Origin of the sequence: Methylacidiphilum sp. Yel, from assembly GCF_004421185.1 — a bacterium.
Lineage (GTDB): Bacteria > Verrucomicrobiota > Verrucomicrobiia > Methylacidiphilales > Methylacidiphilaceae > Methylacidiphilum.
In genome coordinates, this window is record NZ_LXQB01000033.1 from 40,725 (window position 1) to 52,641 (window position 11,917).

The 11,917-nt window shown below is 41.9% G+C and carries 7 protein-coding genes; all 7 read left to right on the top strand.

The genetic code is table 11. The features are described from left to right. Positions 1-58: 58 nt before the first annotated feature. Entirely contained in the window at positions 59-4,330 is a 4,272-nt protein-coding gene (gene uvrA / locus A7Q09_RS06055) for an excinuclease ABC subunit UvrA (protein WP_244228572.1), read from the top strand. Next, positions 4,327-5,601 (top strand): hypothetical protein, encoded by a 1,275-nt coding sequence (locus A7Q09_RS10975; RefSeq protein ID WP_244228573.1) that lies wholly within the window; start codon positions 4,327-4,329, stop codon positions 5,599-5,601. The genes uvrA and A7Q09_RS10975 overlap by 4 nt, the downstream gene beginning before the upstream one ends. Positions 5,602-5,630: 29 nt before the next feature. After that, a complete protein-coding gene (locus tag A7Q09_RS06060) occupies positions 5,631-7,250 on the top strand; it encodes an alpha-keto acid decarboxylase family protein (RefSeq protein ID WP_134390388.1) in 1,620 nt (539 codons plus the stop codon). A gap of 54 nt (positions 7,251-7,304) precedes the next feature. Then, on the top strand, positions 7,305-7,985 hold the full coding sequence (locus tag A7Q09_RS06065) for a response regulator transcription factor (protein WP_134390389.1): 681 nt from the start codon (positions 7,305-7,307) through the stop codon (positions 7,983-7,985). A gap of 1 nt (position 7,986) precedes the next feature. After that, positions 7,987-8,958: a HAMP domain-containing sensor histidine kinase gene (locus A7Q09_RS06070; protein WP_134390390.1), complete on the top strand. Its 972-nt coding sequence runs from the start codon at positions 7,987-7,989 to the stop codon at positions 8,956-8,958. Between the two features lie 300 nt (positions 8,959-9,258). Continuing rightward, positions 9,259-9,960, top strand: a complete 702-nt coding sequence (locus A7Q09_RS06075; protein ID WP_134390391.1) for an energy transducer TonB — start codon at positions 9,259-9,261, stop codon at positions 9,958-9,960. Positions 9,961-10,139: 179 nt separating this feature from the next. Continuing rightward, on the top strand, positions 10,140-11,917 hold a 1,778-nt coding region (locus A7Q09_RS06080; RefSeq protein ID WP_166791936.1), incomplete at its 3' end, for a TonB-dependent receptor plug domain-containing protein.

An 11,917-nucleotide genomic window follows, 5' to 3' on the forward strand; every position in this document is an offset into this window, starting at 1 on the left:
AGGACTTCGTTTGGAAAGCAAGTAAAAAGCGCAAGAAAAATAGTACATAACGAATGATATGAATGAGACCGAATCAATAAGGTTGCGAAAAATCCGTACTCATAATTTAAAAGCCATCGATCTGGATATCCCGCATAAAGCTCTGACTGTCATTACTGGTCTTAGTGGCTCAGGCAAATCTTCGCTGGCATTTGATACCCTATTTGCCGAAGGCCAGAGCCGTTACATCGAAACCTTTCCTCCATACATAAGACAATTTCTTTTAAGAGCCGAAAAACCAAAAGCTGAAGCCATTGAAGGAATTTTACCTGCTATCGCTATTGAACAAGACAATACGAGTGCCAATACCAGAAGTACGGTCTCAACCATGACCGGCATTGCTGATTACTTAAAGCTTTTTTACACCAGGCTTGCCTATCCTCTCTGTCCTCAATGCCATCAAAAAATAAGAAAATCCTCCCCTAAGACCCTTACAGAGTTTCTTTATAGCGCCTATCCCCAAAAAGATTTTCTTATCTGTTTTCCTGTGCACTTTTCAGCACACACTCCTTTCAAAGAAGCCTGCCTGATGCTTCTATCCCAGGGATATTCAAAAATTTGGTTTGAGAACAAAATAATCCGGATCGATGAAGAAATTCTAGAGAGAACAGACTTCGGTTGCCAAGAACTTTTGGTGGTTCATAGCCTCCAACGAACCGAGCCGCATAAGAAAACAGAGCTGTTAGAAATCTTCGATGAGAGTTTTAAGTCTGGAAAGGGTCGATTAATGATCCTCCTCCTTCCTGAGAAGGAAAGTCTTGTTTTTAGCGATAAGCTGCTCTGTCCTATTGATAATATAGAATTTGAGGAACCTTTTCCTGCTCTCTTTTCCTTCAACAATCCTAAAGGGGCTTGTCCTACTTGTCACGGTTTCGGCAGGATCATCACAATCGACTATGATAAAGTAATACCAGATAAAACCCTATCCATTGCACAGGGTGCTATTCGACCGTTTCAATCCCCAAATTTTGCCCATTGGCAGGCTTTTTTAGAGAGAATGCTTAAAAAAAGAAAAATTTCTCTTTCCAAAAAAATATCGGCCTACTCAGCTGCCGAATGGGACTATCTTATCAATGGAGAGGCTTCCAAGGAGTCCGCTGAAATTCTAGTGGAAGAAGATTGCTGGTGTGGTATAAAAGGGTTTTTTTCTATTCTTGAGAAAAAAACCTATCAGACTCATATTCGGATTTTTCTTTCTCACTATCGTCTCTATTCCCAATGTCCAGAATGCAATGGAAGCCGTTTTAATAAAAAGACTCTCTGCTACAAAATTGATTCTGGCAAAACAGCACTTTCCATTGGAGAGTTTCTCCAGCTGCCCATAAACGAACTGATCCATACTGTTGAGGGGGTGGAGATTCCAGCCTTTGATCAAGCAACCATGAGGATTAAAGAAGAAATCCTCAGTCGGCTTTGCTATCTACATGACATTGGACTGGGCTATCTTACTTTGGATAGGGCGAGTCGAACACTTTCTGGAGGAGAAACACGACGAGCCAATTTGACCATCTGTTTAGGCAACAAACTCACCAATACTCTCTTTGTTCTTGATGAACCAACTATAGGGCTGCATCCCAAAGATTGTTCAAGGCTTATCCAACTGATTCAAAAGCTTAGAAATCAAGGCAACACCGTTGTGGTGGTGGAACATGAAGAGACGGTTATTAAGCATGCCGATTATATTGTAGAACTTGGGCCAGGTAGTGGAGCTGAAGGAGGCCAAGTCATCTATGCCGGAGACCTGAAAGGACTCTGCTCATGCTCTTCTTCCTTAACTGGAGCCTATCTCAGTGGGAAAAAAACAATCCCTATTCCCCAAAAAAGGAGGAAGCCCCAATCTGGTTTTTTAGAAATTCGCAGAGCTACTATCCATAATTTGCAAGAGCTAGATGTGGATATTCCCCTAGGCTTATTTGTCACCATCACAGGGGTTAGTGGCTGTGGTAAAAGCAGTCTTGTTCAAGAGATAATTTCTTACAGCCTCCACAAAATACAAGAGATAAATCCTCCTCCAGGACCATTCCTCACAGACAGAGCCCTAATCAAAGGTTGGGAAAATATAGAAGAAGTTATTGAAATAGATCAATCACCTATTTTCAAAACTCCAAGATCAAATATAGCTCTTTATTTAGGCATCTGGCCTTATGTCAAACAACTTTTTGCTTCAACTGAAGCTGCTCAAATTCAGGGTCTAGAAGAAAGCCATTTTTCGATCAATTCAGGCGAGGGACGCTGTCCAAGATGTCTTGGGCTTGGCTACGAAAAAATAGAGATGCAATTTCTTTCTGACGTTTTTATCCCTTGTTCTGTCTGTAAAGGCAAAAGATTTCAACCCTATATCCTTGCCATTCAGTACCATGGGAAATCCCTCGATCAAATCTTGAGAATGACAGCAAAAGAAGCTTTAATGTTTTTTAATCCGCAGGCTGCCGATAGTTCTCGACAAGCTAACCTTCATAAAAAAATCAGTTCTTTGCTTACTCTTTTAGAAGAAGTCGGGCTTGATTACCTGCAACTTGGTCATCCACTCAATCAGCTTTCTGGAGGAGAATCTCAAAGACTAAAGATTCTAGGAATCCTTTCCGAAAGATTGTTCAACAAGAAAACAAGAAGCCACACAAAGCAGAGACTTATTATTCTAGATGAACCAACAACAGGACTACATATTGATGATGTCAAACGCCTGATCAGCCTTTTACAAAAACTTGTTGATGCAGCGAATACGTTGATTGTTGTTGAACATAACTTGGACCTTATTCTCTCAAGCGACTGGGTGATTGACCTTGGACCTTTAGGAGGAAAGCTGGGAGGGAAAATTATTGCCCAAGGCCCTCCTGAAACTATTGCTGCAGCAAAAGAAAGTTTTACAGGGATCTTTTTGAAAGAAAAGCTTAGGGCAAGCCATTCTTTTCTTCCCACAGCCTCTTCCTTTTTTCCATCAAAATGCCAATCTCTTTTCATTCGCGGAGCCCGTCATCACAATCTAAAGTCCATTTCTCTCGAAATCGAATTAGCCAAAACAACTGTTTTTACCGGAATTAGCGGATCGGGGAAATCGACCTTGGCCTTTGACGTTCTTTTTGCTGAGAGCAGGAGAAGATTTCTAGATTCTCTTTCAGGGTATGCCAGACAATTTATCCAATCTCTTGAAAAACCACAGGTTGACGATATAGAATGTCTGCCTCCATCCATAGCAATTGAACAGAGATCCAACAGACCAGGATCTAAGAGTACCGTTGGTACCCTTTCTGAAATCTATCCCTACCTTAGATTACTTTTTGCCAAAACAGGCATTCCCTTTGATCCTGAAACAAAAGAAGAAGCCATACGGCAAACTCAGGAAGATATATTAGAAGCAATTCGTTTCAGACTCTCCTCTAAAGAAGAATACCGAATTTTAGCTCCTCTGATTAGAGAAAGAAAAGGTATTTATGTTGCGCTTGGGAAATGGGCTCAAAAAAAGGGCTATGCAGGCTTTCGCATAGATGGTCAGTGGTATGATTGCCAGCAATTTCCCAGCCTTTCCCGATTTAAGAATCATACCATTGATCTTTGGATCGGAAATGTCAACGAAACTACTTCATTTGAAGAGTTAAAGAAAAATGTTGCCTTGGCTTTGAGTTTAGGAAAAGAAACGCTCATTTTATGTGATGCGAAAAATCAGAAAGACTATCTTTTTAGTACTAAATTTCACTGCCCTCAAAGTGGGAAAAGCTTCGATGAGCTTGATCCAAGACTATTTTCGTTTCATTCTCCCTTAGGATGGTGTCCAACCTGTCTGGGAAAGGGAACAGTCGGAGAGGAAGAGGACCAGGCAGAGCAACAGCCGATGCTTTGTCCTGACTGTCAAGGGAAAAGACTCAACGCTCTGGCTAGATCAGTGTTTCTTCCCTGGCTATTACAAAATACAAAACCGACCATTGACTTCCTCTGCTCGCTTCCTATAGGGGAGCTAGTTAACTATATGCGCTCTATCGAGTCATCTGTAAAACAAAAAGAGATTGTAGAAAAAATCGTTCCAGAAATTATTAAACGACTCGAATTTATTTGTAACATAGGGCTTTACTATTTAAGTCTGGAGCGATCCTCTCAGTCCTTATCGGCAGGAGAACTGCAGAGAATTTATTTATGTTCCCAACTCGGTTCTAATCTCAAAGGCATCCTTTATATCCTCGATGAACCAACCATCGGACTTCATCCAACCGAGAACCAAAAACTACTCAATAGTCTGGAAGCGCTGAAAACTAAAGGAATACCCTTGTCATCGTCGAACATGATACAGAGACAATGAAAAGAGCGGACAAAATCGTAGATCTAGGTCCTGGAGCTGGATCAGAGGGAGGACAAGTTGTCTTTCAAGGAAATTACCAGGCTCTCCTTCATTCTCAAAACTCTTTGACATCCCAGTACCTCACCAAACCAATGAAGCATCCTTGGATGGGAAGAAAACGAAGAAGCTGCAAGAAGAACACAGCTTGGCTTAAGATTGAAGGGATCTCTTCGAATAATCTTCATGATTTAACAGTGGAAATCCCCCTAGGTCGGCTCGTTGTCATTTGTGGCGTTAGTGGTTCAGGCAAAAGCACATTGCTTAGAGATGGCATTTTTATGGCTGTGAAAGAAGCTATTGGTAAATCACATAGGAGCTCTATAAAAGGCTGCTGGAAGCGTCTGAGTGGAGCCGAAGCCATCAGTTCGGTTTGTTTTGTTGATCAGATGCCCATAGGCAAGAACTCTAGATCAACCCCCATAACCTATTTAGGTTTGTTTGATAGCATTAGGGATCTTTTTTCACAAACCCCACTGGCCCGACAGCGCGGATATACTAAAAGCCGGTTTAGCTATAACTCTAAAGAAGGCCGATGTCCTGATTGTTTAGGCAATGGGACAATTCAGATCAGCATGCCTCTGCTTCCTCTTTTTTACCTTCCTTGCGAGTCTTGTGAAGGCAAAAGGTATAATCCGCAAACCCTTGAAATTTTGTATAAGGGAAAATCAATAGCTGAAGTTCTCCATATGACCGTTGCCGAAGCTTGCCATTTTTTTTCTTCTATCGAAAAACTAAGAAAACCCTTTTCGATCCTCTGTGAAATAGGTCTTTCGTATTTATGTCTTGGTCAGCCTACTCCCACTCTTTCTGGAGGAGAGGCTCAAAGGATTAAACTAGCCAAGGAGCTCATCGCCATGGAGCAAAAGCGCATTCAAAAAATGTTTGAATGGGGCGCCCAGAAAGAACCCAAAATTTTATATCTTTTGGAAGAACCGACTATTGGGCTTCATTTAGCCGATATTGAAAAATTTCTGCATTTATGCCAGAGCTTAGTGGAATATGGACACACGGTTGTGATCATTGAACATCATCCTGATGTTATCGCCGAAGCCGATTATGTCATCGAACTTGGTCCAGGAGCAGGGGAAGAGGGGGGTAAAATCATAGGAACAGGAACGCCTGAAGCCTTAGCGGAAATCCGGCATAGCCCTACAGCTCCTTTTCTCAAAGAAATAGTGGACTACTCCAACCAGCCGTTAAAAAGTGTGAAAAACCAAAAAGAAAATTCCTAAAAAATCGATTTTTAAGCTAAAACATAAGCATGACAACTACTCAATATCTCGCTCGACAACTTCTGGCCCACAAGGTCCTCCATGTATTTGGAGTGCCTGGAGACTATTCGCTAAAAATTCTTGATACATTTATCAAAGAAGGCCTACAGATCATTAATACTTGTGATGAACAAGGAGCTGGTTTTGCTGCGGACGCTTATGCTAGACTCAATGGGCTAAGTGCTGTTTGCATCACTTACTGTGTAGGAGGGCTCAAAGTCACCAATCCAATAGCAGAAGCATATGCGGAAAAATCGCCAGTGCTTGTCATCAGCGGAGCACCAGGCATAAGTGAAAGGAAAAAAGATCCCCTCCTCCATCATAAGGTAAAAGATTTCAACACCCAGTTGAAGGTTTTTGAAGCTTTGACTGTGTTTGCAGCCATTTTAGAAAATCCTCGGGACATTGGTGAGCAGATCCTAAAAGCCATTTGGTTGGCACTTCAATACAAAAGACCCGCCTACTTAGAAATTCCTAGAGATATGGCAAGCGCTGAAATAGCTATTCCAGACGAAATCTCTTTATCGGGAGATTTTCATTCCGATCCAAAGGCTTTGGAGGAAGCTCTAACGGAAGCAAAGCAAATGATAGAAACGGCCACCCAGCCGCTCATTCTGGCAGATGTTGAAATTCAGAGATTTGGCCTACAAAAGGAGCTTGAGCAGCTAACCGAGACAACCGGTATTCCCGTAAGCGCCACTCTGTTGGGCAAATCGGTTATAGCTGAAACCCATCCTCATTATATCGGCGTTTATGAAGGAGCAACAGGAAGCGAAGAGGTATGCGTCTTTTTTGAAAAAAGCGACTGTCTGATCCTCCTGGGAGTGTTCATGACCGACATTACCTTAGGCTCAACACGATCGGTGTTAGATATGGGCAAATGTATCTATGCGACAAGCGAAAAGCTAATGATCCGTCACCATACCTTTGAAGATGTTCGCTTTGAAGACTTCGTCCGGGGCCTTTTGTCTTTAAACATTCGAAAAACACTCCCTCAGAATCTCCCCCATCCTTCCATCCGTTCCATCGATCAGATCGATGAAAATCAAAGAGTATCAGTCAACTCTTTTTTTACAATCGTCAACGCCTTTTTATCTTCTCAAACTGTTGTCATTGCTGATGTTGGCGAGTCGCTTTTTGGTTCCATAGATCTGGTTATCCATGAAAGCACTGAATTCATCAGTCCCGCCTACTATGCTTCTGTTGGATTTTCTATTCCTGCTGCTATAGGAGCAGCATTAGCAAAGCCTCATCTGATTCCTTTTGTGATCTGTGGGGATGGTGCTTTTCAAATGACAGGCATTGAGCTTTCAACTACCTGCCGATATAAGCTCCATCCCATTATCCTGTTGTTGAACAATAGTGGATATTCTACTGAACGGATTTTTCTAGATGGACCGTTCAACGACTTAATGAATTGGAATTATAGCAAAATTACTGAGTTGTTGGGCTGTGGAAGATCTTGCGTGGTAAAAACAAATAGAGAGCTGAAAGAGGCTATTGAAAGAGCCATTGTAAACAGAGATTCCTTCTGGCTTATAGAAGTGGTTATCGATGCCGCTGATCGCTCTATGGCTTTACGAAGAATGGCGCAGCGCATTATGCCCTAAGCAAGAAAAGGTTGGCTGAAATTTCGGCTTTTTTGAAGCATATTTCTATCTAGGATGAAGATATTGATTGTGGAAGATGATCAAAAAGTCCGTAAGCATGTCAAAGGAGCCTTGCAAGCTGAAGGGTATAGTGTTGAGGAATGTGAAGATGGGGAAGAGGCCCAATGGCTTTTAGAAAATTACTCTTATGATTTAGCAATCCTTGATTTGATGTTGCCGGAAAAGGATGGCATTGGCATTGTGAAGCAGATTCGTCGAAAAGGGATCTCTCTTCCCATTCTTTTTTTATCTGGCAGAGCTGAAGTTAGCGACCGCGTCCATGGTTTGGATGCGGGAGCAGATGATTATTTAACCAAACCTTTTTCAACGCTAGAACTGCTTGCCAGGGTTCGGGCTCTTTTGCGCAGACGTTCTCCTATTACTCCTTCGGTACTCAAATTCGAAGATCTGGAGATGGATCTTACCCGTAGAACGGTTTCTCGTGCAGGCCAGAGCATCGAACTGACTAATAGAGAGTTTGAGCTCTTACGGCTTTTACTCGAATCAGCTCCAAACCCTGTTAATAAAGCCGTCATCACCGAAAAAATTTGGGATAGATGTTTTGATTCAGAAACTGCTTTAGTAAATGTCCATATCAATCATTTAAGACAAAAAATTCATTTGCCAGGCTTGCCTCCCCTGCTCCATACGATTAGAGGAGTTGGTTTTATTTTAAAACATCCAACCGATAAATGAAATGTTAAGACGCTGGCATCTTTTTACTGTTGTTTTTTCTTTCATTTTTCTTTTCTTATCCGCTATTTTCCATTGGATCGCTGCCGCAAAAGAAGCCAGGTTCCTTCAATCCAAAGAACATCGAAGAGAATTAGTCCGCTGGGAAGCCTCATATGCTTTAGCAATGGTTGTCAGTTTTGGGGTTGCAGGCTATGCTCTTGCAAAATTGTTGAGTAAACCAATTGAACAGCTGCGTTCTGATCTCGAGCTTATTGACCCCCATAACCCATGGCAAAGAATTAAAGCCGATCGTTATCCCGAAGAATTTTTACCTCTTGTCAATGAAATCAACAAGCTGCTTTCTAAAATACAAAAGGTTGTTGAAGAGTCTGGAAAAGAAGCTGCTGAACTAGTTCATGAGCTGCGGGTACCGCTGACACTTGCAAAAATCCGATTAGAAAAATCATTGGAAAAAATGGATCCTGAAATTGCTGAAGCGATTGAGTCTGAATTGGAGCGGTTGCAACAGCATATGGAAAGAGCCATCCTTTTAACTAAAGCAGAAAAAGGGAATCTGACCATCCATTGGGAAAAAATGGAACTTGAGAAAACTACAGAAATCATTATCGAAGGCTTTAGACTTCTTTGTGAAAACGAAGGCCGTCACATATATGTGGAAAAAGAAGCCGGAATCTCCATTGAAGCCGATCCATCCTATCTCAAACAGATTCTTTATAACTTAATGGCCAATGCTATGAAGCATGGCTTTGGAGACATTACTATACGAATGAAAAAAATAGGGGTGAACAGCGCCCAACTCTATGTTTTCAACAGAATCAAGCCAACAAAGACAAGGCCTGGCAATTTAGGACTTGGGAAAAGAATTATTCAAGCACTCGTATCAGTTCATGGTAACATGACGATCCGCTACAAACAGCTAAATTCTCTATATTGTGCCAAGCTTTCCATTTATCCGAGAATAACCAAAACCTAATCTATCTGTTGGCAACTATTTTCAACCCTACCAAGTCCATAGTTCATACCGGCAGAAGGGCTAGAAATAGCAGTACCATACCAATGCCATGGCCCCAAACAAACCCAGCTACCCTTTATTCCCGTTGCTAATCTCTTTAGGCTAGTCTAATATTTTTTTGCTCCCTATCCTATAACTTTAAGAAAAATTAAACTACGATTTTCGCTAAATTAAACTTCTAGAGATTAATTTGTTCTTACAGAAATTCTTCCTAAGGTCGAAGGAAAGAAAAAGAAATTAATAGGAGAAAGGGGGTGTCAAATGATAAAAGTACTATGGAAAAATCAGAGCAAAACATACTTTACTGCAGAGCCTTCTGTAGCACACGAGGAGCATGGCTTGTTTTCAGATGCGATTGAAAAATGTCAAAATTTTACCAATAAAATTCAGATAGATTCTGAAGTTTGGGGATGGATACTTTCGGTCAGTTTCCACGCCATCCTACTTTTTGGGCTTGGATTATCTCTTAGTCCTAAATCAAATTCGAATCCACCTGCGCTGCCCCCATCCATGATAGAACTTGTCCCTTCGCCAGAACCACAACAACTTCAACCAAAAACCGAATCCCCAAAGCAACCCATCATTCATCCTGATGACATGGTAAAGGCAGTTGTCCAAAAACCAAAGGCTCAGCCATTAAAAAAACCAGCACCCAGACCTCCACAGCCTGTTTCTCAGCGTGTCACTGCTATGGCCATGCCGGATTATCTCAAAAATCCTCCGCCTATTTATCCTGAAGAAGCCCGGAAAAAAGGAGAACAAGGAATGGTTTATATTTGGGTGAAGATATCTCCTGCAGGTACCGTTTCCTCTCTGAGCATCTATAGGAGTTCAGGATTCCATGATCTTGACTCCGCAGCTATGGATGCTGTCAAAAGATGGAGATTTCATCCGGCAATGTCTGGGAATGTCCCTGTGGAATCTCAGGCAGTTGTCCCTGTCCAGTTCCGCTTGACTAAGTAACCGGTGTTCTGCCAGTTCACGAGTAGGAGGATGGGAATTTTAGTTCAGTAGATTGTTTTTCATAAAAAAAAGCTTTCAAGAGAATAACGAAGCGCAGGCAGCGGATAAAAAAGGTTATTCTTGAAATTTATCTGTCATCTCAATGAAATGCCTTAGGCAATTTTACTTCGATCCATGTTATGGTTTATCTAAAAGAAATAAACCCTTTTGCCCTTAGTGTTTTTTTGTTTGTCACATTCTTTTTTTCGCTCAATCTTTTTTCTCAACCTGCAAAAGAATTACCACTTCCTAACACTCAAGGAGAACCCTCTGCTGAAGAATCCCAACTTCCTTCGACTGGTCAGCCTTCTACAGAGCAACTTCCCCCACAAGAATCCACCGAGCCTTCTCCCGAAAATCAACCCCCTACAGAAGGAGCTCACCCAGAGGAGACTTCTCCTACTTCCCCCCCTGAAACAGCTCCAACTGTTCCGCCTTCTGGGCCAGAGGCAAAGCTTCCACCTAATCTACCAATCCTTTTGCCAATAAGCGTCACAGCGCAAGAAGAATTACCCGAAGAAGAAAATGTTGTTTCTACTAATGAGGAAACAGGTGTTCTTGGACCTGCCATGAAAATCATCGAAACACCAAGAACGGTGCAAGTGGTTACAAGGCAAGAAATGAATACCATTAATGCACAGTCAGTAAATGATCTAGCCGCTTTTACTCCTGGAGTTAACCCTACTCAAATGACCGGTAGCCCTGTGGCTGAACCTGTCATCCGAGGATTACCCGCCACAACATACAGAAATGGCATGCTTGTTGGTTTTAGCCAATCTGCACAATGGGGGCCGCTTATGAACATGAATGCGTACGATAATTTAGATGTCGTTACAGGACCAGTCAGCATCGTGTATGGTCCTCAGGAGCTTGCGGGAGGATTTGCCAATGAGGTGACCAAACAACCCTATTTCGACAAATTCAGAGGCAACGCCAGTTACACCGTTGGCATGTATTCAACCAATATGTGGAATATCGATCTAGGAGGTCCTGTGATAAAGGATAAGCTTGCTTATCGGTTCGATTATTTCGGTCAAGATGGCTATGCCCCTTACAATTACTATGATGGAGCTTATCTTCAAAGACAGTGTTTCTATCTGAATATTGGAGCCAAACCTTACGAAAATTTATCCATTGATTTTAATACCGAACTGGACCTAAATCATTTAAATACTGTTGCTGGCCTGGATAGACCCACCCAATCCTTGATCGATAATGATCTCTATCAAACTGGAACGTGGGCTGGTTGGTATGGACCTCCTGGGGTCTTCCATCCTGGTCCTGGTACTGCTCCTCCTGGGGCTGGCTATGCGGTAGATTGGGGACCTTTAGTTCCGATAAGCAGAAGGACAAATCTATTTGCCAACCCAGAAAATACAACAAATCAAACCTATTATGTAGCTCAAGCGATTGAAAATCTCAAGATTAACGACAATCTTTCTGTTGTAAATAACTCCCTTTTCGAATATTTCAGCACGCTGATCGATCAAGCCATTCCATCAACATTTTGGGCGGTACTTCCCTCTGGTTATGATTTTGATGATAGACTGGAACTAAGAGCCCAGTTTGATACACTTCCTGGAAATAAAGAAACGGATAGCTTAAAAGAAACAGCAGAAGAATCTACTAAAGCCCATTCGCTTCTTTTGCATCATATGATAGACGCAGGCATTGAGTTTAGATATTTTTCAGACACCGAATACTCTGGTGTATGGCATTCACCTATTAATATCTGGAATTTGACTCAACCGCTGACATACAGTGATTTCAGCCCCATTGTTTCTTTTGCAGCAGCTACTAGTCCTCTTTTCCAAAACCCCTATCTTACCGACATTCCAATTCCTGGATATCCAGGAATGTACTATAATGTTTTTAACTATTTCTCCACAGCTGATACCTTTTCTACCCTTTCCCCGTT